Source organism: Halomonas sp. V046, assembly GCF_052645355.1.
On record NZ_JBQXYF010000002.1, the window covers coordinates 88,452 to 111,087 of the forward strand.

Annotated in this window: 18 protein-coding genes; 8 read left to right on the forward strand and 10 right to left on the reverse strand. The window is 66.0% G+C overall.

Annotated elements, in window-relative coordinates; all coding sequences use genetic code 11:
- Window positions 1–651: 651 nt before the first annotated feature.
- Window positions 652–1,209 (reverse strand): D-glycero-beta-D-manno-heptose 1,7-bisphosphate 7-phosphatase, encoded by a 558-nt coding sequence (gene gmhB, locus ACUN9Y_RS02825; RefSeq protein ID WP_445459163.1) that lies wholly within the window; start codon window positions 1,207–1,209, stop codon window positions 652–654.
- 227 nt (window positions 1,210–1,436) lie between these two features.
- Window positions 1,437–2,339, reverse strand: coding sequence for a LysR family transcriptional regulator (locus tag ACUN9Y_RS02830; RefSeq protein WP_445459164.1), 903 nt, complete (start codon window positions 2,337–2,339; stop codon window positions 1,437–1,439).
- Between the two features lie 365 nt (window positions 2,340–2,704).
- On the opposite strand from ACUN9Y_RS02830, the gene ACUN9Y_RS02835 reads away from it, so the two are divergent.
- Window positions 2,705–3,844, forward strand: coding sequence for a zinc-dependent alcohol dehydrogenase family protein (locus ACUN9Y_RS02835; protein ID WP_445459165.1), 1,140 nt, complete (start codon window positions 2,705–2,707; stop codon window positions 3,842–3,844).
- Between the two features lie 350 nt (window positions 3,845–4,194).
- Here ACUN9Y_RS02835 and glyS read toward each other — a convergent pair whose 3' ends face one another.
- Together glyS and glyQ are read right to left on the reverse strand one after the other, a co-directional pair.
- Window positions 4,195–6,273 carry a glycine--tRNA ligase subunit beta gene (glyS, locus tag ACUN9Y_RS02840; protein WP_445459166.1) on the reverse strand — a complete coding sequence of 693 codons (2,079 nt, stop codon included), beginning with the start codon at window positions 6,271–6,273 and terminating at the stop codon, window positions 4,195–4,197.
- Window positions 6,274–6,275: 2 nt separating this feature from the next.
- Window positions 6,276–7,238, reverse strand: a complete 963-nt coding sequence (gene glyQ / locus ACUN9Y_RS02845) for a glycine--tRNA ligase subunit alpha (protein WP_445459167.1) — start codon at window positions 7,236–7,238, stop codon at window positions 6,276–6,278.
- A gap of 93 nt (window positions 7,239–7,331) precedes the next feature.
- On the opposite strand from glyQ, the gene rfaD reads away from it, so the two are divergent.
- Entirely contained in the window at window positions 7,332–8,288 is a 957-nt protein-coding gene (rfaD, locus tag ACUN9Y_RS02850) for an ADP-glyceromanno-heptose 6-epimerase (protein ID WP_445459168.1), read from the forward strand.
- Window positions 8,281–9,321 (forward strand): lipopolysaccharide heptosyltransferase II, encoded by a 1,041-nt coding sequence (gene waaF, locus ACUN9Y_RS02855; protein WP_445459169.1) that lies wholly within the window; start codon window positions 8,281–8,283, stop codon window positions 9,319–9,321. Before rfaD ends, waaF begins: the two co-directional genes overlap by 8 nt.
- Window positions 9,322–9,498: 177 nt before the next feature.
- Here waaF and ACUN9Y_RS02860 read toward each other — a convergent pair whose 3' ends face one another.
- The 3 genes from ACUN9Y_RS02860 to ACUN9Y_RS02870 form a co-directional block, all read right to left on the reverse strand.
- Window positions 9,499–11,145, reverse strand: a complete 1,647-nt coding sequence (locus tag ACUN9Y_RS02860) for a sulfatase-like hydrolase/transferase (RefSeq protein WP_445459170.1) — start codon at window positions 11,143–11,145, stop codon at window positions 9,499–9,501.
- 75 nt (window positions 11,146–11,220) lie between these two features.
- Window positions 11,221–11,985, reverse strand: a complete 765-nt coding sequence (locus tag ACUN9Y_RS02865) for a glycosyltransferase family 2 protein (protein WP_445459171.1) — start codon at window positions 11,983–11,985, stop codon at window positions 11,221–11,223.
- Window positions 11,982–13,100, reverse strand: coding sequence for a glycosyltransferase family 9 protein (locus tag ACUN9Y_RS02870; protein ID WP_445459172.1), 1,119 nt, complete (start codon window positions 13,098–13,100; stop codon window positions 11,982–11,984). Before ACUN9Y_RS02870 ends, ACUN9Y_RS02865 begins: the two co-directional genes overlap by 4 nt.
- Window positions 13,101–13,139: 39 nt before the next feature.
- Between ACUN9Y_RS02870 and ACUN9Y_RS02875 the strand changes: the two genes are divergently transcribed.
- A complete protein-coding gene (locus ACUN9Y_RS02875) occupies window positions 13,140–14,297 on the forward strand; it encodes a glycosyltransferase family 4 protein (protein WP_445459173.1) in 1,158 nt (385 codons plus the stop codon).
- A 185-nt stretch (window positions 14,298–14,482) separates the two neighbouring features.
- On the opposite strand, the gene ACUN9Y_RS02880 is transcribed toward ACUN9Y_RS02875, so the two are convergent.
- Entirely contained in the window at window positions 14,483–15,343 is an 861-nt protein-coding gene (locus tag ACUN9Y_RS02880) for a 3-deoxy-D-manno-octulosonic acid kinase (RefSeq protein ID WP_445459174.1), read from the reverse strand.
- 130 nt (window positions 15,344–15,473) lie between these two features.
- On the opposite strand from ACUN9Y_RS02880, the gene ACUN9Y_RS02885 reads away from it, so the two are divergent.
- From ACUN9Y_RS02885 to waaA, 3 genes are read left to right on the forward strand one after another with little or no spacing between them, the layout of a single operon-like run.
- Complete coding sequence (locus ACUN9Y_RS02885) at window positions 15,474–16,595, forward strand: glycosyltransferase family 9 protein (protein WP_445459175.1); 1,122 nt, start codon at window positions 15,474–15,476, stop codon at window positions 16,593–16,595.
- Window positions 16,585–18,015, forward strand: coding sequence for a bifunctional D-glycero-beta-D-manno-heptose-7-phosphate kinase/D-glycero-beta-D-manno-heptose 1-phosphate adenylyltransferase HldE (gene hldE, locus ACUN9Y_RS02890; protein WP_445459176.1), 1,431 nt, complete (start codon window positions 16,585–16,587; stop codon window positions 18,013–18,015). Before ACUN9Y_RS02885 ends, hldE begins: the two co-directional genes overlap by 11 nt.
- On the forward strand, window positions 18,015–19,316 hold the full coding sequence (waaA, locus tag ACUN9Y_RS02895; protein ID WP_445459177.1) for a lipid IV(A) 3-deoxy-D-manno-octulosonic acid transferase: 1,302 nt from the start codon (window positions 18,015–18,017) through the stop codon (window positions 19,314–19,316). Before hldE ends, waaA begins: the two co-directional genes overlap by 1 nt.
- A 181-nt stretch (window positions 19,317–19,497) precedes the next feature.
- Here waaA and ACUN9Y_RS02900 read toward each other — a convergent pair whose 3' ends face one another.
- Both ACUN9Y_RS02900 and rpiA read right to left on the reverse strand, forming a co-directional pair.
- Entirely contained in the window at window positions 19,498–19,644 is a 147-nt protein-coding gene (locus tag ACUN9Y_RS02900) for a hypothetical protein (RefSeq protein ID WP_445459178.1), read from the reverse strand.
- Window positions 19,645–19,850: 206 nt separating this feature from the next.
- Entirely contained in the window at window positions 19,851–20,525 is a 675-nt protein-coding gene (gene rpiA, locus ACUN9Y_RS02905; RefSeq protein WP_445459179.1) for a ribose-5-phosphate isomerase RpiA, read from the reverse strand.
- A 143-nt stretch (window positions 20,526–20,668) separates the two neighbouring features.
- On the opposite strand from rpiA, the gene ilvA reads away from it, so the two are divergent.
- Complete coding sequence (ilvA, locus tag ACUN9Y_RS02910) at window positions 20,669–22,183, forward strand: threonine ammonia-lyase, biosynthetic (protein ID WP_445459180.1); 1,515 nt, start codon at window positions 20,669–20,671, stop codon at window positions 22,181–22,183.
- Window positions 22,184–22,636 lie beyond the last annotated feature (453 nt).

Here is a 22,636-nt window from a genome sequence, read left to right on the forward strand (position 1 = left end):
CGGCGAAGGCGGGGGAGGAGATATCGCGATGTTTCACGTGAAACGTTGTCGCGGGAGCCAGCAGTGGGTGGCGCACACTGCGTTCGGTCCCCAGCGCCACAGCAGCTGGCGGCTGCCTTCGACATCTCTTGGTTGGTATTTCTGGCGTTGGAGAAGGGGCTCTCGCAGCTGACGATCCCGCCCGATGCCATGGCGTCTGTCAGGCGGGCCGTCGGTAAAGGCGGGGGAGTGGGACATCGCGATGTTTCACGTGGAACATTGCCGCGGGAGCCAGCAGTGGGTGGCGCACACTGCGTTCGGTCCCCAGCGCCACAGCAGCTGGCGGCTTCCTTCGTCATCCCGTGGTTGGTATTTCTGGCGTTGGAGAAGGGGGCTCTCGCAGCTGACGATCCCGCCCGATGCCATGGCGTCTGTCAGGCGGGCCGTCGGCAAAGGCGGGCCGTCGGCAAAGGCGGGGGAGAGGGGGCATCGCGATGTTTCACGTGGAACATTGCCGCGAGAGCCAGTTGTGAGCGCCTGCCTTGTTGCCGGGCAGGGCTTGATGGCGGGGGCTTGTGGCCGGTGGTGTCGAGCGACGAGACAAGGGCGTTATGGGCGATGAGGCGTGTCGCTGCGGCCTTCTGGTGCTCCGGCGCTCCGGTGCTCCGGCGCTTAGTGGGCCAGGAGCCAGTCGACGAACTCAGCCAGGTCATCGAAGACCGGCGTCGCGGATCGGGCGTCCAGGAACTCGGGGTACTTGGCGAGGGTGCGCTCGCCCTTGCCGGTTCGTACCAAGGCCGTACGGCAGCCGGCGGCACGACCGGCATCGACGTCCCGCAAGCTGTCGCCGACCATCCAGGTGCCCTCCAGGCTGTCGAGGTGGAGCTCACGGCGCACGTCGATCAGCAGGCCTGGGAGCGGCTTGCGGCAGTCACAGCCGTCCTCGCTGATGTGCGGGCAGTAGGCGATGTGATCGATGCGACCTCCCTCCGTCTCGACCAATGCGCTCATTACTTCATGCATGGCGGCGAGGGTCGTCTCGTCGTAGTAGCCTCGGGCGATGCCGGACTGGTTCGTGGCGACGGCCACGCGCCAGCCGGCACGTGTGAGACGGGCGATGGCGGAAATGGCGGTGGGGTAGGGAATCCACTCGTCGAGGGACTTCACGTAGTCATCGGAGTCGTGATTGATGACACCGTCGCGATCGAGGATGACGAGTTTGTGGGCCATGACGGTACGGTACCTTGGCAGAAAGGAAGGCGGAGTCACCCCAGTGTAGGGGGGTGTTTCACGTGAAACAATCCAGCCGGTCTCCTCCTCGCTGAGGGAAGGCGTGGCGCCGAGCCCTCACGCTGGGGGCTGATGCCTGGCGGATGTTCCCGTGCTGACGGCTCGGTCTGCGGAGGCGGGCGCAGCCGCGCGGGTAGCGATGGCAAGGTCCGCTATGGGCGGGACCCTTAGGCCTGCGGCAGGTGTGAGGCGATATGATCGATCAGAGCGTTCACCCGCCGCGGCGTCGTGGCTCGGGCCGGCGTGATGGCGTAGACCGCGATCTGTGGGAGCCGCCAGTCGCCGAGAACTTCGACGAGACGGCCGCTCTCCAGGGCGTCGAGGACGATGGCTCGAGCACTATGAACGAATCCCAGCCCCGCCTCGGCGGCCAGCGTCAGCGCATGTCCGTAGTTGGCCCTAAGGGGGCCATCGACGGGTACCGAGACCTGCTCGCCATCCTTGGCGAAGACCCAGCGCTGCGCGCCGTGGAATCGGGTGTAGTGCAGGCAGGCATGATCGAGCAGGTCCAGCGGGTGCGTCGGCGTTCCATGGCGTTGCAGGTAGTCGGGCGAAGCGACGACGATTCTCGTGTCGCTGGCGATGCGGCGCGCCACCAAACGAGAGTCATCGAGGCGCCCGATGCGTATCGCCAGGTCGAAGCCGTCGCCGACGATATCGCTGAACCCATCATCGAAGATGGCATTGATGCGGATATTGGGGTGCTGGGAGAGAAAGTCAGCCAAGTGAGGTGCGATATGCAGGCGTGCGTAGTTCACCGGCAGTGAGATTCGAATCTCGCCCCCCAGATCCTGGTGGCGATCGCTAAGGTGATCCCCTGCGCAGGCGATGGCGTCGACGGCGGGCGACACTCGGGATAGGTATTCGCTGCCCTCCGCCGTTAACCTGACGGCCCTCGTGGTGCGGTGCAATAAACGCACGCCGAGACGCCGCTCGAGGGAGTCGAGCCGACGACTGATGGCGCCACTGGTGATGTTGAGACGCTCCGCTGCGAGGCGTAATGATCGATGCCTGGCGACCTCGGCGAAGGCCACTATGTCATCGAGGCTAATGCCGTTGAGATAGGCCAAGGGAGATTCCTCACTGGTGTCGGCTCAGGTGTATCGAGCCAGGTGTATCGAGCCAGGTGTATCGACCCAGGTGTCAGCTGAACGATGCGATGCCCGGGCGCCCGGCCGGGGGCTCGGACGAGGGCGCTCCTCTCCTGGGCCGCTAAGGAGGTGCGCCGCGTCACCGCTGGAAGCCAGTATTGCGCCACGCGCAAGACTGAGTCCAGGCCGCGTCGCTGGCTCGAGAAGACCGATCGCCCCAAGCTTGCCTCTATCAGGGACGTCGACCCTTCTCGTCGACCCTTTACGTAGACCAGAGCCCGCGAAGGCAGCCGCCGACCGGCGGCCCTTCGTTTCGCCACTCGATCACATCGATGGGGACCACCATGAATCATAGCGACAGTGATATCACCGCAAGGCACGTCACCGAGGACACGGCTGCTGCCGGGGATGGCGAGCGCCACGAGCGGCCCCATTGGGCCTACTATTCTGAGGGCTTGGGGCTCGATCAGTTGATTCGCAGGACCCCTGCCCGACGCGCGCTCAGGGCGTCGGAGGTGCGTGTGAAGGTCGCCGCGGCGGCGATCAACTATCGTGACGTGGCGCTGGCCAGGGGCGAATATCTGAGCGCGATGCCTCGGCCCTTCATACCCCTCTCCGAGGGCGCGGGTAGGGTGGAGGAGGTGGCCGCGGATGTGGTCGATCTGGCGCCAGGGGATGCGGTGCTTGGCCACTACACGTCGGCATGGATCGCCGGCGGGTTCAAGACCTCCTTCCATGCCAGCAAGATCGGCGGCCCACTCGACGGATGGCTGGCCGAGGAGATTATCCTCCCTCGTGAAGCCTTGCTCGGCGTGCCCCCAGGGTGGTCGTTGGAAGAGGCCGCGAGTCTGGCGATATCCGGCGTGACGGCCTGGAAGGCGCTGATGGGTGATGCCAGCGACCAGGCACTGCACACTGCGTTGACAGGGCGGTACGTGCTGATCGAGGGAACCGGTAACGTCTCGCTTCAGGCATTGACGTTGGCCGCATCGGCAGACGCCCGTCCGGTGGTGCTTACCTCGCGCCCCCAATTTGGCGACGAGCTAAGGCGGCTAGGGGCCCATGCGGTGATAGGGCCCGGCAGCCTCGATCAGCGGCGCCAGGCTATTCTCGATGCCACGGAGGGGCGGGGTCTTGACCTGGCGGTCGACGTGGTTGGCGGCGACACCCTGATATCGCTGCTGTTGCCCCTGATGGCGGTGAGGGGGCGTGTGGCCGTCGTCGGCTTTCTCGATGGCGGCCATGTTCACGGTGATCTGGTGGGGCCCATGCTCAGGGGGCTGTTGCGACTGGAGGGTGTTAGCGTGGGAAGTCGCAGCGATTTCGAGGCATTGCTGGCTCACATGCAGCGGCATGACCTGCGACCGCGTATCGCCGCACGTTTCGCACCGGAGCGTATCCGTGACGCGCTGACGCACCGCCCCGAGTCCCTCGGCAAGACGGTGGTGGTGATGGATACCGAGCTTGCCTCGAGCCGTGTCTGAGGACTCGCTCCGCGAAATCGGGCTGGGGCTGGGTTCGGGCTTAGGCTGGGATCGGGCTTCGGCTTAAGCGTCGCGCGCCTTGGCCTCCCATGTTTCACGTGAAACACGCACGCGGGCGAGGGGGGGGGCAGCGGCGACGGTATCACGAGCGGAACCCGCATTAACAAAAAAAGAAAGAGGCCGATCCTGAGATCGGCCTCTTTTGCTTTTCTTTCTTTAGCGCTTCGCTTTCTTTAGTGCTTCGCTTTGCCCCCGTGCCCCCGGCATCGTGTCTGGAGGCCTCTTCCCTTGGACCGGTCGTCGGCGGTTCTTGACGATGGCCCAGGGGAGAGGGGAGGGCGGCCGGGCAGCTACTGCTGCAGCTCGGCAATATCGGCGATTTCCAGGAACAGGGCCTGAAGGCTCGCCAGCAGGGCCAGACGGTTGGCGCGCACGGCGCTGTCGTCGGCCATCACCATGACCTGGTCGAAGAAGGCGTCGACCGGCGCTCGGAGGCTAGCCAGAACGTCCAGCGCGTCGCTGTAGGATGCGCTTTGAAACAGCGGCGCCACCTGTTGCTGGCAGCGCGCAACGGCCTCGTGCAGCGTCGCCTCGGCCTGCTCGTTGAGCAGGCCCGCGTCCACGGCGGTACTGCCGTCATGCGCCTGCTTGGCCAGGATGTTGGAGACGCGCTTGTTGGCGGCGGCCAGGGCGGCGGCCTCGTCGCGTCCGGCGAAGTGGCTGACGGCGCGCAGGCGGCGGGCGAAGTCCAGCGGCTGGGTGACCGGGCGCGCGCGAACGGCGAGATACACCTCGGCGCCGATGCCCTCGTCCAGCGCCCAGGCGCGGAAGCGGTCGAGCATATAGCCGAGCACGTCCTCGACCAGACCGTCGACCTTGGGCAGGCCCTTGCCCTTGGTCTGGTGTTGCGCCACGGCAAGCTCGAGCAACTCACGCAGGTCGAGCGCCAGTTCGCCCTTGATCATGATGTTGAGCACGCCGATGGCCGCACGGCGTAGGGCGAAGGGGTCCTTGGTGCCGCTGGGACGCTGGCCGATGCCGAAGATGCCGGTCAGGGTATCGAGGCGGTCGGCGATGGCCAGGGCCTGGCCGGTGCGGGTCGTCGGGATGGCGTCGCTGGCGAAGCGCGGCAGATACTGCTCTTCGATGGCCTGTGCGACCTCGGCATCCTCGCCGTCGTGCTCGGCGTAGTAGCGGCCCATGGTGCCCTGCAGTTCGGGGAATTCGAGCACCATTTCGGTGACCAGATCGCACTTGGCGAGCTCGGCGGCGCGCCGCGCCTTGGCCTCATCGCCATCGGTCTGGGCGACGATGTGCGCGGCCACGGCGGCATTACGTGCGGCCTTGTCGGCCAGGCTGCCAAGCTGCTTCTGGAACACGACACTGCCGAGCTCGGCGATACGCTCGGCCAGCGTGCGACGACGATCGGTCTCGTAGAAGAAGGCGGCGTCGGCCAGGCGTGGGCGGATGACCTTCTCGTTGCCCGAAATGACCTGTTCCGGCTCCTTGCTGTCGATGTTCGAGATGGTGATGAAGGCCGGCTTCAGCTTGCCCTCGCCATCCAGCAGGTGGAAGTACTTCTGGTTGGCCTTCATCGAGGAAATCAGACACTCGGCGGGGACCTCGAGGAAGCGCTCATCGAAACTGCCGGTGAGGGCCACGGGCCATTCGACCAGTCCGCTGACCTCTACCAGCAGGTCTTCGTCGATCACCGCGTCGGCGTCCATCAGTTCGGCCTCGGCGAGGACCTGCTCACGGATGCGTTCACGGCGAACATCACGGTCGGCCAGCACCCAGGCGTTTTCCAGCGCCGCCAGGTAGTCATCGGCATGGCTCAGTTCGATGGCATCGGGGGCGTGGAAGCGGTGGCCACGAGTGGTGCGACCGGCCTCGAGGCCAAGCACACTGGCCGCAATGACCGCGTCGCCGTGAAGCGCGACCAGCCAGTGCACCGGGCGCGAGAACTCGATGCGCGAGGCTCCCCAGCGCATGTTCTTCGGCACCGGCAGCGCCGCAATCGCCTTGTCGATGATGCCCGGCAGCAGCGCAGCGACGCTCTCACCTTGCTGCTGTTCGCGGTAGCCAAGCCAGGTGCCCTTGTCGGTTTCCAGGTGGATCAGGTCGTCGACGGCGACGCCACAGGAGCGGGCGAAGCCTTCGGCGGCCTTGGTCGGGACACCATCCTTGAACGCTGCGGTGAGCGCTGGGCCGCGCTTCTCGACGTCGCGGTCCGGCTGCTTGTCGGCCAGGGCCTCGATACGCACGGCGAGGCGGCGCGGCGTGGCGTAGGCCGTCACGCCCTCGAACGCCACCTCGGCGGTCTCGAGGCCACGACGAATGCCTTGGGCAAGGCTATCGGACAGGGCGTCGATGGCGCTCGGCGGAAGTTCTTCGACGCCGAGTTCGACCAGTAGGGGTTGGGCTGCCATGCTCATGCGTCTCCCTGTTCGGCGAGTGATTCGTTGTCCAGCAGTTCGCGCCGCAGGGCCTCCGGCGCCAGCGGGAAGCCGGCGGCCCTGCGCGATTCGAGATAGGCGTTGGCCACGTCGCGGGCCATGGTGCGCACGCGCAAGATGTAGCGCTGGCGCTCGGTCACCGAGATGGCGTGACGGGCATCCAGCAGGTTGAAGGTGTGCGAGGCCTTGAGCACCTGCTCATAGGCCGGCAGTGGCAGCTTGGCCGCAAGCAGCTTCTGGCACTCGCCTTCTTGATGATCGAAGTTGCCGAACAGGGCATCGACGTCGGCGTGCTCGAAGTTGTAGGTCGACTGTTCGACTTCGTTCTGCAGGAACACGTCGCCGTAGGTGACCCGAGAGCCATCGGGGGCCACGGTCCAGATCAGGTCATAGACGCTATCGACGTCCTGCAGATACATGGCGATGCGCTCGAGACCATAGGTCAGCTCACCGGTGACCGGGAAGCATTCGATGCCGCCGGCCTGTTGGAAGTAGGTGAACTGGGTCACCTCCATGCCGTTGAGCCAGATTTCCCAGCCCAGGCCCCAGGCGCCGAGCGTCGGTGACTCCCAGTTGTCTTCAACGAAGCGGATGTCGTGGACCAGCGGGTCGATGCCCAGGCGCTCCAGTGAGCCGAGGTACAGCTCCTGGAAATCGGCCGGCGACGGCTTCATGACCACCTGGAACTGGTAGTAATGCTGCAGGCGGTTGGGGTTCTCGCCGTAGCGGCCGTCGGTCGGCCGGCGCGACGGTTGCACGTAGGCCGAGTTCCAGGATTCAGGGCCGATGGAGCGCAGGAAGGTGGCCGGGTGGAAGGTGCCCGCGCCGACTTCCATGTCCAGAGGCTGCAGGATCACGCAGCCCTGTTCGGCCCAGTACTGTTGCAGGGCCAGGATCAAACCCTGGAAGGTCGCCACGTCTGGCGTCGACTGTGTCATTGGAGAAGCACCGTTGGCCATGAATTCAAGAGCCGTCAAGTATACAATCACAGGCAATTCGGTTATAGGCGCAACGTAAGCCAGGGGAATTCCATGATCGTAGTGACAGGCGGAGCCGGCTTTATCGGCTCGAATCTGGTCAAGGCGCTGAACGAGCGCGGCCGCACCGACGTGCTGGTGGTCGACGACCTCCGTGACGGCACCAAGTTCGTCAATCTCGCCGATCTGACCCTCGGCGATTATATGGACAAGGATGAGTTTCTGGCCCGGGTGAAGGCGCACATGCGCGGCGAGCTGCACCAGCTGCCGCCCATCGAGGCGATCTTCCACGAGGGCGCCTGCTCGGATACCACCGAGTGGGACGGCAAGTTCATGCTCGAGAACAACTTCACCTACTCCAAGGAACTGCTGCACTTCTGCGAGCGCGAGGGCATTCCGTTCCTGTACGCCTCGTCGGCGGCCACCTATGGCGGTAGCGAGGTGTTTGTCGAATCGCCGGAGCACGAGAAGCCGCTCAACGTCTACGGCTACTCCAAGCTGTTGTTTGACCAGTACGTGCGCTCGCGCCAGGCCAGCCTCAAGACCCAGGTGGCCGGGTTTCGTTACTTCAATGTCTATGGGCCGCGCGAGCAGCACAAGGGCAAGATGGCCAGCGTCGCCTATCACAATCACACCCAGGTCGCCGCGGGCAGCGACCTGCGCCTGTTTGGCGCCTACGATGGCTATGCGGCCGGCATGCAGAGCCGCGACTTCGTCTACGTGGGGGATGTGGTCGCGGTCAACCTGTGGTTTCTGGACCATCCCGAGGCCCGCGGCATCTTCAACCTCGGCACCGGGCGCGCCGAGCCGTTCAAGACCATCGGCGAGACGGTGATCGACTACTACGCCAAGGGCAAGATCGACTACATCGACTTCCCCGAGGAGCTCAAGGGGCGCTACCAGAGCTACACCCGTGCCGATATCTCGCGCCTGCGCGAGGTCGGCTACGACAAGGAGTTCTTGAGCGTGGCCGAGGGCGTGCGCGAGTACCTGGAGTGGCTGAATGGCTGATGCCGCCGCGACCGAGGAGACTCGCCTGGGCGGGCAGCGGTTGCTGGTCGTCGGTCCGTCCTGGGTCGGCGACATGGTCATGGCCCAGAGCCTGTTCAAGACGCTGAAACGGGCCGGTGCGGCGCGTGTCGCCGTCGTGGCGCCGGCCTGGTCGCGGCCGATTCTGGAACGCATGAGCGAAGTCGATGAGGTCGTGGAGCTGGTCGTGGGCCACGGTGAATTCGGCTTCGCCGCACGTCGACGCCTGGCTCGTGGGCTGCGCGGACGTTTCGATCGCGCGATCGTGCTGCCGCGCTCATGGAAATCGGCGCTGGTGCCGTTGTTGGCGTGGGTGCCTCGTCGTGTCGGGTTCACCGGAGAGCAGCGCTATGGGCTGCTCAATCAGCGCCGCAAGCTCGACAAGAGCGTCCTCGACCAGACGGTCAAGCGCTTCGTCGCCCTTGGTCTGCCGGAGGCCGCCACCGAGCGCGGTGATTTTGCCCTGCCGCGCCCCGAGCTCAGGCTCGATCCCGACAATCTCGCCCGCTTGCTCGACCAGCACGGCCTCGGCGTGCGCCCGGCCATCGGCATGATGCCCGGGGCGGAGTACGGCCCGGCCAAGCAGTGGCCGCTGGCCTATTTTCATGAACTGGCGGCACGCTTGATCGAGCAAGGTTTCGAGGTGCGCGTGCTGGGTGGGCCCAAGGATCGTGCCGCGGGCGATGAGATCGTGGCCGGGCTCGAGCATGCCCATAACCTGTGTGGCGAGACGCGTCTCGGGGACGCCGTGGACCTGCTCGGCGACTGCGCCCAGGTGGTGACCAACGATTCGGGCCTGATGCACGTGGCGGCCGCCGTCGGCACGCGTATTCAGGCGATCTACGGCTCCTCGAGCCCCGCCTACACGCCACCCTTGACCGACAACGCCGAGATTCACTATCTGGCGCTTTCCTGTTCCCCGTGCTTCGAGCGCACCTGCCCGCTAGGGCATACCAACTGCCTGAATCATATTGCCCCCGAGCGCCTGCTGCGCTCGATCCTGGCAACGGCGTGATGCTCAGGTCGTGAGGCGCCGAGGTGGCCATGGCGTCGCGCCAACGCGATGATCACCGAGTCTCGGCCGCACCTTCGATGCCCCTGGTCCTTGATCTTTCGGCCCCCGCCGCGCTGGCGCGGGGGTCGGAAAGGAAAGGGCGGGAAAGGAAAGGGCCGGAACGAGAAGGGGTGGGGCTCAAGGCTGTTCCGGGCTCACGGGCACCTTCGGTGGTGTTGTGGGTTGTCCGGTTTCGCCTTGAAGTTGAGGCTCCAGGCCCTGCCACAGGCGCTCCTGCAGGGCGGTTTCCTCGCGCATGCGTTCGTTCAAGGCCTCGAGGCCGTAGCGCTTGATCAATGGGGGTTCCTGGGTCAGCAGGGAGACGCCGAGGCCGGCGCGGTGCCAGTCGATGGTGAAGCCCATGGCCTCCAGCACGGTCGGTAGGGTGTCCATGGTGGTGGCGGGGGTCGACACGACACCCGGCTCGAGTTCATCGCCCATCAGCATCAGGGTGTTGGTGCGCGGGCCCTGAATCAGTTGATCCCAGGCCGAGACGCGCATGGTCAGGTGGTCGCTGGCGATCATCACCACGGTGTTGTCGAGGTGACCCGAGCGCTCCAGGCGCTCGATCAGCCGACGGGTGAGCCAGGTCGAGCACTTCACCGCGTAGAGGATATCGACGCCATCGTAGTCGCCCTGGCGCTGCTGACAGGCCTTGGCGGGATAGCCGGCGGGGGCGTGTGCCGACAGGTTCAGGGCGACCAGTCCCCAGGGGCCGGGTTCGTCGTCCAGGCGAGCGACTTCCTCTTCGACCAGATCGAACAGGCTGTCGTCGTAGAGCCCCCAGCTGTTGAGGTACTCCGGATCCTCGAGCCGCGGGGTCAACTGCTCACGGCCGAGCACGCGATCGAAGCCGTGGTCGCGGTAGAACAGCCCCTTGCCGGCGAATTCGGTGCTGGCCCCGCCCATGAACACGAGCTGATAGCCCTGTTCGGACAGCAGGTCGCCGAGACAACGGACGCCGGGGACGACGTGGTGCAGCGGATCGAACTGGCTGTCGTGGAGCAGGCCGGCGGGCATCAGGGGGGTGCCGCACTGGCTGGCGATCATGCCGGCCATGGTCCAGCCGGTGTTGTTCAGTTGGCGAACGTCTTCGAACACCAGGGCATCCTGGCCGAGTTCGCGGATGTCATCGTAGGCGTCGCCGAAGCGGGCCTGGTCGGCGTAGGTGCGCTCGAGGCTCTCCATGTACACCACCAGCAGGTTGGGCGGGCGGCGCGGCGCGTCCAGAATCACCGGGGTCACGTAGTGGCGTTCCAGCCAGGCGCCGGGGTCGGCCACGACCGCGGCACCTCGCTGCCCGAGGCTATAGAACATCGGGTTGCCAACCAGCAGGACGATCGCGAGCCAATGGTCCTTGCGGTGCCAGCGGTAGTCATGGCGAACCAGCCAGGTGTAGGCCGACAGCACCACCCCCATGCCGAGGGTATAGACCACCGCGGCGATGGTCCGACCGCTGCCTCCATGCTCGGCGATACCGGCCTGCAGATGAAAGTAGACTGCGCTCATGTCGACCTTGCCGAAGCTATTGGCCAGGTAGACGTAGATGCCCCAGAAGACCAGCGGTATCAGCGACCAGGGGATGACGCGGACGTAGAGCCTGGGCGGCGGTGGGGCGCCCCAGCCAAGGCGCCAGGCCAGGCCCAGCCAGGCCAGCGCTATCAGCGGCAGGCTCCAGCCGTGCAGGCGGGTGACCATGACCACGGTGTGACCGATGGACAGCCCCAGGATCAGCAGGACGGTCCAGCGTAGCCAGGCGGGGGGATTCACTCGAGACAGGGGCATGGTCATGGCGCCAGAGTGGCCGGTGCGCGTCGCCTGACGGTGCAGCCCGGCCGGTGTAGGGGGCTCGGCGCGTCGTCAGCGGTTGTCGCCGGCGCGCTCGTTCTCGTAAAGTTCGTTCAGCTTTGCATACTTCATGTAGGCATGAAATGCCGTCGTCATGGCCACGGTCATGCCATCCTGGCCCTGCAGGATCCCGCCCTTGAGAATCAACTTGCGCAGCATCGCGGTCAGGGCGTGGACACTGGGGCGCAGCGCGGAGGGCGTGACGCCTCGCTCCTTCATCGCCCAGGCATCACGACTCGACAGCTGATCGATGCGAGTGATCCAGTGTGATAGGTCGCGGTAGGTGAAGTGGCTCAGGTGGGCATCGACATCCACCACCTGCGGGGCCTGCACGGAGGAGTGCGCCTTCTTCGGCAGATAGCCTGAGGTCGTGCGGTTGTAGAGTCGGGTGACGGGGTCTGGATAAAAGCCGGCGGCCCGGATCCAGTGGCGTCCGGCGAAGTTGCGTCGCTTGAAACGATACGCCGTTTGCGCGTCGTCCAGCGGCAGTGCGCGAATGGCCGCCACGGCGTCTGGATCGAGGCGTTCGTCGGCGTCCAGCGCCAGTATCCAGTCATGGCTTGCCTGGGGCACGGCGAAGGCCTTCTGCGGGCCATCGCCCAGATAAGCCTGGTGAATCACTCTGGCGCCCGCGGCTTCGGCCAGGGCGACGGTAGCATCCTGGCTTTTTGAGTCGACGACGATGATCTCGTCGCATACCGGACGTAGCGAGGCGATGGCGTCCTCGATATTGTCCTGCTCGTTGAGCGTGATGATGATGCCGGTTATCGAGGTCATGGCGTCTCGTGCCTGGTGGCAAAGCGGGGGGCGGTGGTGGTCGCTACGGTCGCGAGTCTCTCGGCGGTCGCCTTGGCCGCGGCGCCAAGATCGATGGCAGACATGTCGATCGTATCGGCCCCTTCGGGAGGGTGGAAGGCCAGGCGACGATCTTCGGCGTTACAGGTCTGCCAGCGCAGCGGCGTGGCCGACCGATGCGACGGATAGAAACCGACGGTGATCAGGTCGAGACAGCCTGCCACGTGCAGCGGGCCGGTGGAACCGGCGATCACGGCATCGGCGGCGGCCAGGCTACGAGCGAAGGCGGCCAGGCCCGCTCGGGCGGGCTGGCGGTGGGCCGTTAACCCTTGGCGTCTGAGCGTTTGCGCCAGTGCGTCGGCGCAGGCTTCTTCGCCGGGCCCCGCGGTGAGCACCCAGGTCGGCGCCGGGTGCCCCGCCGCGATCAGCCGGCGGTCGATATCGGCGGCGAACTCGGCGTAGGCCTCGGGGCTGAGGTTGACCGCAGAGCCGCCGCTGCCCGGATGCAGGAACAGCCACAGGCGGTCACCGTCGAGGGCCAGTTCCTCGCTCAGCCGACGTCTCTCGATGTCGCGCCGCGCCGCACCCTCAGGCCAGAAGGGCGGCATCACGGCCTTTCCGGGGGTCAAGCCGAGGGCATCGATGGTGGCGTCGGCCAGGTCCCGATTGTAGGCATACTCGGGCTTTGCCGAGCGCGACCTGCGCTGGGCGATGCGACGGTTGTAGAATAGCTGGGCCCACTTGGTGGCCGGCGCCACCCGCACGGGGATGCCGGCACGCCAGCCAAGCCAGCCGATGCGCGGCGTCGAGAACAGCGTCAACAAGGCATCGAAGGCGCCTGCGCGCAGGTGCCTGAGCAGCTGGCGCTGTTCATTGCGTGGCGCCGCGTCACCCGGATCGAGCACGACCTCATCGATCCACGGGCACTGGCGTGCCAATGGCGCGGTGTAGGAGGGCACCAGCACACTGATGTGCGGAGCCGGCGAGGCCGCCTTGAGCGTGGCGAGAGCCGGCCACGCCAGCATGAAGTCGCCAAGTTTGTCATTGCGCACCACCAGCAGACGGGGTGGCGTGTCTGAGTCCAACGAATGCGTCATCTGGGCTCCGAAAGCCCCGGGACCGGAAAGGAGACCACCTTGAGTCACGCTGAGATGAGCCACAAGGTCATGCATATCTGCCTGTCGGACGGCTGGGGCGGACTGGAAATGTATCCGTCACGGATTATACCGGAGCTTGGCCGTCAGGGGTGGCAGGCCCATGGTCTCGCCATCGCCGGGTCGCGTGTGGCCCGTAGCATGCAGGAGGCCGGTATCGAGCCGATGACCGTGCCCTCGCGGGGAACGGCGCTGCTACGGATCGGGGCGTTGCTCGGCTATCTCAAACAGCACGATATTCGCGTGCTGCACTGCCACAAGTCCAGCGATCTGCGCCTGGCGGCCCTGATCGCGACGCTGCGACCGCGGCTGAGGGTCATCTTCACCGACCATATGGGCGTCACCCGACCGAAGAAGGACCTTTACCATCGCTGGGCCTATGGCCGAGTCAGCCGGGTGCTGTCGATCAGCGAAGCGACGCGCAAGCGCAATGTGAAGGCCTTCCCGCTGCCGGCCGAGCGCATCCAGTGCCTCCATCTCGGTATCGATCCGGCGTCGCTGGCACCGCGGCTCGATGCCGGCGAACGCCGCGCCCTGCGTGCGAGTCTCGGCATTCCCGCCGGTCGGGTGACGCTGGGCGTCGCCGGCCGCCTGACGCCAGGCAAGGGCCAGCGTGTGTTCATCGAAGCCCTGGCCGAGCTCGCCCGGGAGCGACCGGATCTCGACGTTCATGGGGTGATCGTCGGCGGACTCAAGGCCGACGAGGGCAGCCGCGAGGAGTACGTCGCCGAGCTACAGGCGCTGGCCACCGAGCGGGGCCTTGAGCCGCGGATTACCTTCACCGGCTTCCGACGCGATCTGGCGCGGCTGTTCGAGGTGCTGGACGTGGTCTGCGTGCCGTCACGTAATGAAGCCTTCGGGCTCACGGTGATCGAGGCGATGGCGGCGGGCAAGGCCGTGATCGGATCCGCCAGCGGCGCTATCCCCGAGCTGATCGACGCCCATAGCGGCCGATTGGCAGATCCGGAGTCGGCCAGGGAGTGGGCCGCTGCGCTCGAGGAGCTGGCCAGCGACGAAGGCCTGCGTCGCCGCATGGGGGCCAACGCCCGGGAGCGGGTCAAGAAGCACTTTCAGCTGACGTCCCATGTCGAAGGGCTCACGGAAGTCTATCGCAAGGTGAGCCAGGAACGCCGTCCCTAGCACTTGGAGTCGGGGTGGGGCGTCGCTTCCCGGTGTGCGAGCGCTCACTTCGGCGGTTTGGCCACCCGGTCGAAACGATGGCTTGAGCTGCCTGTTTGAAGCTTCATGCCGCGCCGGTGGCGGGGCGGTGGCGCGAGCCGCCAGGGGCTGGGAACAAGAGCTGGAATCAAGGACTGGGAAGCGGGCTAGTCGGACGCGGTCGCGGCGTAGCCGTGGCGTACCGCCTGCATGGCGTCGTCCGCGGCTTCGCTGCTGGCGCAGAACTTGGCGAAGGAGCGGCCGAGCCGATTGAGGTTGGCCTGGCGCCAGGCGTCTTGGCGATGCGGGCGCCCGCGCTCGTTCAAGCGCCCGGTGCTGCGCTCATCCAAGCGCCCGGTGCCTGGCTCATCCAAGCGCCCGGTGCCGCGCTCATCCAAGCGCCCGGTGCCTGGCTCATTCAAGCGCCCGGTACCGCGCTCATCCAAGCGCCCGGTACCGCGCTCATTCAAGCGCCCGGTGCCGCGCTCATCCAAGCGCCCGCCTTCTCGCAGTCGGCAGCGGTCGAAGTCGATCAGCCAGACGCCGTCGTGGTGGTCGATCAGCAGGTTTCGGGCGTTGAGGTCGACGTGGTCGAGGCCATGATCGTGGAAGCGCCGAATGACGCCGCCGACGGTCTCGAGCAGCGCGTCGCTCGCGGTTCCGGCCGCCAGACGCTCGGCCAGGGCCACGGCGGCGGGCAGGCGCTCGGTGATCAGCGCCGCCTCGTAGGTGAGGCCATGGCGGATCACGCCGGCGAGAATTGGTCGTGGCACCGGCAGGCCGGCATCGAACAGCTCGGCGGTCAGGCGCAGTTCGCGAAAGGCGCGGGTGCCCTCGAGTCCCGTCCACACATAGCGTGATGACGACAGACGCGCGATCAGACCGCCCCGGCGGTAGGGCCGGAGCACCCATTCGCGATGGCCCACAGCGACAAACAGGCTCTGGCCGCGCCCCGGCGCCTGGCCGGTGACCAGGCCCTCGTCCTGCCAGAAATCCGGCGCGAGCAGCTCCGGCCCCACCGGCAACATGGGGGGCGTTGTCCGTGCCGACGGCTCGGCGGTTTGTGACGCCGGCGTTTGTGGCTTTGGGCGCGCGTCACATAAACTGTCGGCATCGTATAAAATGCCCACCTTTCCGGATCGATACGTTGCCAACTGCATGAAGCATCCTCTGCCCGCCCATCCTCAGCACATCGGCGTGTTGCGACTCTCCGCCCTCGGCGACGTCTGCAACCTGGTGCCCACCGTGCGTGCCCTGCAGCGCCAATGGCCCGAGGCGAAGATCACCTGGATCATCGGCAAGGGCGAGCACAGTCTACTGGCCGGCATGTCGGGGGTCGAGTTCATCGTCTACGACAAGAGCACCGGCCTTGCCGGCATGCGGGCGCTGTGGCGACGGCTCGCCGATACGCGCTTCGACGTGCTGCTGCACATGCAGCAGGCGCTCAGGGCCAGCGTGCTGTCGCTGGGCCTCAAGGCCGATGTACGGGTCGGTTTCGACCGCGCCCGAGCCAAGGACCGCCAGTACTGGTTCACCCACCGCCAGCTGGTGCCCCGCGAACGGGCCCATGTGCTCGAGTCGTTCATGGATTTTGCCGCCTTGATGGGGGTGGAGGACACCGAACTCGCCTGGGACCTTCCGATTCCCGCGGCCGCGGTGGACGAAGCCCGGCATCTCACCGGCGACGCGGAGTACCTGCTGATCAGCCCCTGCGCCAACCCGCGCCTGCGCAACTTTCGCAACTGGTCCGCCGAAGGCTATGCTGCGCTGGTCGAGCACGCCTACACCCAGTACGGCCTGAAGACGGTGATGACGGGCGGGGGCAGCACCCAGGAGCGCGAGATGGGCCATCGCATTCAAGCGCTGTGTCAGGCTGACGCGGTGATCGACGCCATCGGCGCTACCTCGCTCAAGGGCTTGCTGGCGCTGATCGATCGCGCCCGGGTCGTGATCGCACCGGACTCGGGGCCGGTGCACATGGCCAATGCCATGGGCACGCCGGTGGTGGGGCTCTTCGCCACCACCAACCCCGATCGCGCCGCGCCCTATCGCTGGCGCGATTATGTCGTCAATCGCTACCCCGATGCCGTGCGTGAGTTCCTCCACGAGGATCCGGCGACCGTTACCTGGGGCCGGCGCGTACGTCACCCCGATGCGATGTCGCTGATTCGCTCCGACGACGTAATCGACAAGTTCGACGCACTGCTGGCGGCCACCGCGTCTCCCCATGCCCCTTCCACCGGCCCAACACTCGACAGGGAGTCCCCCGATGAAGCTTGATCTGACCGCGCTGGAGCGCTCCTGCGTGCTGATAGTCGGCGACGTCATGCTCGATCGCTACTGGCACGGCGGCACCTCGCGCATCTCACCGGAGGCCCCGGTCCCGGTCGTGCGCGTCGAGGAGTGCGAAGACCGGCCCGGCGGCGCGGCCAACGTGGCGCTCAACATCGCCTCCCTCGGGGCCCACGCCGCACTCGCCGGCCTGGTCGGTGACGATGACAATGCCGACCGCCTGACCGAGCGCCTCGAGGAAGTGGGGGTGAACACCTACTTCCATCGCACGCCGGGCATCCCCACGATCACCAAGCTACGGGTGATGAGCCGTAACCAGCAGCTTATTCGCCTGGACTTCGAGGACGGCCTGGACAAGGTCGATACCATCGGTCTGGCGCCGAAGCTGTCGGAGGCGCTGGCGCAGTCCGACCTGGTCATCCTGTCCGACTACGGCAAGGGCACCCTGGCTAACGTCGAGATGGTGATCCAGTTGATCCGCGACGCCGGCAAGCGCGTGCTGATCGATCCCAAAGGCACGGACTTCAGTCGCTATCGCGGGGCGAGTGTGATCACCCCGAACCTGGCCGAGTTCGAGGCGGTGGTCGGCCACTGTGCCACCGATGACGAGCTGTCGGCCAAGGCCGAGGCGCTGCGCGCCGAGCTCGAGCTCGAAGCCCTGCTGATCACGCGCAGCGAAAAGGGCATGACCCTGGTGCGCGAAGGCGCCGAACCGCTGCACCTGCCGACCCGGGCACGCGAGGTCTATGACGTCACCGGCGCCGGCGACACCGTGATCGCGGTGCTGGGCTTGGCGCTGGCTGCCGGGCACGGCTTCGCCGAGGCCATGACGCTGTCCAATCTCGCCGCCGGTCTGGTGGTGGCCAAGCCTGGCACAGCGACCCTGTCCATCGCCGAGCTGTACACCGCCCTGCACGGCGACAAGCTGGCGGAATTTGGCGCCATCGACGAGTCGCCGCTGGTGCTGGCGGTGCGCGCGGCGCAGGCTCGCGGCGAGCGCGTGGTCATGACCAACGGTTGCTTCGACATCCTTCACGCCGGCCACGTGGCCTATCTGGAGCACGCCAGGCAACTCGGCGACCGCCTGATCGTGGCGGTCAACGACGATGCTTCCATCGGCCGCCTGAAGGGGCCAAAGCGGCCGATCAACCCGCTCAACCGACGCATGCAGGTACTCGCGGGACTGGCGGCAGTGGACTGGGTCGTGCCCTTTGCCGAGGACACCCCGGCCCGGCTGATCGAGGCGGTTCTGCCCGATATCCTGGTCAAGGGTGGCGACTATCGCCCCGAAGATATCGCCGGCGGCGAAGCGGTGATCGCCGCCGGGGGGGAAGTGAAGGTGCTCGGGTTTGAAGACGGCGTGTCCACCACGGCGATGATCTCGACCATTCTCGATCGCGAGGGCTGATGAGCCGGCATCCCTGGGCCCGCCGGGCCTATTCCACGGCGCTGTGCGCCCTGTCACCGTTGATCTGGCGTCGCGTCTGGCGCGAACAATTGCCTGGGCGCTCGCGAGCGGAGCGCCTCGGCTGCCTGCCGGCGCGGCTCGATGAGCGGCCGCGCCTGTGGCTACATTGCGCCTCGGTGGGGGAGGTGATGGCGGCGCGCGCGCTGATTCGTGAGCTGCGCCTGGCCTATCCCGGGCACTGCCTGGTGGTCAGCACCATGACCGCCACCGGGGCCGAGCGTGTCGCGGCGCTGGTCGATGACGTGCCCGAGGCCGGAGCCGCCGCGCCCCTGGCCCACCTGTTCGTGGCGCTGGACTTCCCCGGCGCCGCCCGGCGCTTCGTCGAGGGGCTCGACCCCTGCATTGCGATCTTCTTCGAGACCGAGCTGTGGCCCAACCTGCTGAGTGCCTGCGCCGAGCGGGCGGTGCCGATCGCCGTGGTCAACGGCCGCCTCTCCGAGCGAGCCTTCGGCGGCTACCGCCGACTCAAGTGGCTAATGGAAGACGCCTTGACCCGGGTCGACTGGCTGGCGGCCAAGTCGCAGGCCGATGCCGAACGCTACATGGCACTCGGCATGAATCCGGACGCTATCCAGGTCGTCGGATCGATGAAATTCGACATGAGCGCCGATGACGCCTCGCTTGAGGTGAGCAAGGGCTTACTCGCGGCCATCGGTCATCGCCCGGTCTGGGTCGCTGGGTCGACCCACGCCGGTGAAGATGAGCAGGTGTTGGCGGCCCACGCCAAGGTGGTGGCGCGGCTGCCCGAGGCGCTGCTGATTCTGGTGCCGCGCCATCCTCAGCGCTTCGAGGCGGTGGCCGCGCTGTGCCGTGACTCGGGCATGCCGACGGTACGGCGCTCCGAAGGGCGCACTCCCAGCGCCCGGGCCGCGATCTACCTGGGCGATTCCATGGGCGAGTTGCAGGCGCTCTATGGCACCGCGGATGTGGCCTTCGTCGGTGGCAGCCTGGTCCCGATCGGCGGTCATAATCTGTTGGAGCCGGCGCTGCTCGGCGTGCCGGTGGTGGCGGGGCCGTACCTGGCGAACTTCGAGGACGTGGCCGCGGTGCTGCGCGAGACCGCCGCCCTGGTCGAGGTCGCCGACGGTGACGAGCTCGCCGAGCGCGTGATTGCCCTGCTCGAGGATCCCGGCCAGCGCGAACGCCTGAGCGACGCCGGACTCGGGGTCATCGAGACGCACCGCGGCGCCCTCGCCGCAACGCTCGCTGGCCTCGCGGCGATGCTCGTCGAGCCTGGCTGAGCAGGCGGTCTCGGGTCACTACCGCCGTTGCGGCGCTCCCTGCCCGCAATGGAACCGCCCCCTTCCCGCGTAGAAACCGCCCCCTGACGCCGCTGCCGATGGAGGGGCGATGTTCTCGCGTCGGGTCTGGTGCTGTGTGTGAGTGCTTACTTCGTCTTGATGGCCTGATATCGCGCATTTATTAGCGTTTGCGTATAAAAATATGGTGCGACAGGCGCGAAAACTCGATAGCCAGACGCACCAGGCCGATCATGCTGACCACCCGCAATGACACCGCGAAACCGTCACCGTCGTAGGCCGGGCCCTGGCGGTCCAGATAGAACAGCACGTTGAGTGAGCCGGGCCATGAACAGCACTTGAATGGCCACCGCCACCAGGAAGACATTGAACGGCGGCAGGGTGAAGCGCCATGGCGCAGGCAGAAGGGGCGGTCGAGTCAGCGCGAGGGCCAGGCCCCGCGCTGGTGATGTCGCGTTCGTCGACGGACCGAGAGTAGAAGCGCCGCGACGTCAGTCGTGCTGCTGGCGCACGCCCTCAGGCGCTGACGTGGCGGCTGACGCCTGAGCTTTCACCCAGCAACAGGATATCGGCGGGGCGCGCGGCGAACAGGCCGTTGGTGACAACGCCGACGATGGCGTTGAGGCGGGCCTCCATGGCGACGGGATCGTCGATCATGAACTCGTAGCAGTCGAGGATCTGATTGCCGTTGTCGGTCACCACGCCCTGGCGGTAGACCGGGTCGGCGCCGAGCTTGACCAACTCGCGGGCGACGTAGGAACGGGCCATGGGGATCACTTCGACCGGCAGCGGGAAGTTGCCCAATCGCTCGACGTGCTTGGAGGCGTCGGCGATGCAGATGAAACGGCTGGCGCAGGCGGCCACGATCTTTTCGCGAGTGAGGGCCGCTCCACCGCCCTTGATCATTTGTAAGTGAGCGTTCACTTCGTCTGCGCCGTCGATATAGACGGGAAGTGTGCCGGTCTCGTTGAGTTCGAAGACATCGATACCGTGGCCCTTTAGACGTTTGGCACTGGCTTCACTGCTGGCCACGGCGCCGCGGAAATCGCCGCGTAACTCGGCTAGCCGGTCGATGAAGCAGTTGGCGGTGGAGCCGGTGCCGATACCGATGACAATGTTGTTGCCGAGCATGGGGCGGACTTCGTCGATGGCGGCGGCTGCGACGGCGTCTTTGAGTTCGTCCTGGGTCATGGGAAGCTCACGCTGAGTATGGGTTCAGGGGGTCGCGCAGGCGGCCATTATAGGCGATAGGGACAAGCGCTGCTGGACGATGGTGGTGACGCAATGCTACCAATAGAGGCTTTTCCCCGCCTTTTACCTCGCTGGACACTAGGATGCTCGAAGCTACCGTCAAGAAGATTCTCCAGGCCCGGGTCTATGAAGCCGCCCGGGAAACGCCCATTTCTGCAGCCCCCATGCTGTCACGGCGTTTCCATAATCAGATTCTGATCAAGCGAGAGGACCTTCAGCCGGTTCATTCCTTCAAGATTCGCGGCGCCTACAACAAGATGGCGCAGTTGACCGAGGAGCAGAAGGCCAAGGGCGTGATCGCCGCTTCGGCGGGTAACCATGCCCAGGGGTTGGCCATGGCGGCCAGGCAGATGGGCGTCAAGGCGACCATCGTGATGCCGCGCATCACGCCGGAGATCAAGGTCTCGGCGGTGCGCGCCCGGGGCGCCAAGGTGATTCTCAAGGGTGACGCCTTTGCCGCCGCTGCCGAGCACGCCCAGGAATTGGTCGAGGCCCACGGCTACACCTATATTCCACCGTTTGACGATATCGACGTGGTCGCCGGTCAAGGCACCGTGGCGATGGAGATTCTGCGTCAGCAGGCCGGACCGATCGACGCGATTTTTGTGCCGGTGGGCGGTGGCGGCCTGATTGCCGGCATGGCCGCCTACATCAAGTACCTGCGACCGGAAATCAAGGTCATCGGTGTCGAGTCCGAAGATAGCGCCTGCCTCAAGGCGGCGCTTGAGGCGGGTGAACGGGTGGTACTCGATCAGGTCGGTGTCTTTGCCGAAGGTGTCGCGGTTGCCCAGATTGGCGAAGTGCCGTTTTCGCTGATGCGTGACCTGGTCGACGAGGTCATCACCGTCAACACCGATGAGATGTGTGCCGCGGTCAAGGACATCTTCGAGGACACCCGGGCGGTGGCCGAGACCTCCGGCGCCCTGTCCCTGGCCGGGTTGAAGAAGTACATCCAGCGCACCGGCGTCGAAGGCCAGACGCTGATTTGCATCAACTCCGGTGCCAACACCAATTTCGACCGCCTGCAGCATATCGCTGAGCGCACCGAGCTCGGCGAGCAGCGTGAAGCGATCCTGGCGGTGACGATTCCCGAACGGCCCGGTAGCTTCAAGAAGTTCTGCCGCACCATCGGCAAGCGCATGGTGACCGAGTTCAACTATCGTTACGCCGACGCGGAGCAGGCCCACATCTTCGTCGGCGTGCAGGTCAAGCCCGGGGGCGAAGACCGCCAGGCGGTGATCGGTAAGCTGATCGAGGCCGGCTACCCGGTGGAGGATCTTACCGACAATGAGCTGGCCAAACTGCACATTCGTCACCTGGGCGGCGGGCGGCCGCAGTCGCATTTTGACGAGCAGGTCTATCGCTTCGAGTTCCCCGAGCGTCCGGGGGCGTTGATGAACTTTTTGACCCACCTGCCCCAGGACTGGAATATCTCGCTGTTTCATTACCGCAACCATGGCGCGGCCTATGGTCGCGTGCTGGTCGGCATGCAGGTGCCGGGGGGCGATCGCACCCATGTCGAGGAGTATTTCGACGAAATTGGCTACCGCTATTGGAAGGAAAGCGACAACCCCGCCTACCAACTGTTCATGGCTTGAGTCGCGCCAGGCGCCTTGATCGGCGTCTCGCCCTGGGGCGTTGTGCGGTCTCAATCACCGCTACCGACATCGGCGGCTTTGCGTGCGTTGGCGATGTGGCATCACGCTGACAAGGCGCGTATCCTCCGCGTGCGAGTACTGACTAACGTGGAGGCGTTGCTTCGGCGGCGTGCTCGAGTCTAATAGTGGCGGAATGATAATTGTCATTCTTGCCTACTGAACCTATAGTCTGTTGCAGCCGTCGCGGCACAACGACAACGCTAAGGAAGCGGCCGGTTCCAGGCCGATTGCAGGGAGTTCTAGATGAAACGTAAGCCCGATCTGGTCATGGCGCTGGTACTGGTGTTTGGTATCGGCGTCGTCGCTACCGGTTATGCCCAGGCGCTAGTGGGAGGCTAGTCTTCCCGCCAAGGGTTTTCTGCCCCAGTGCGCAAGGAGTAGTGAGCAAGGGGT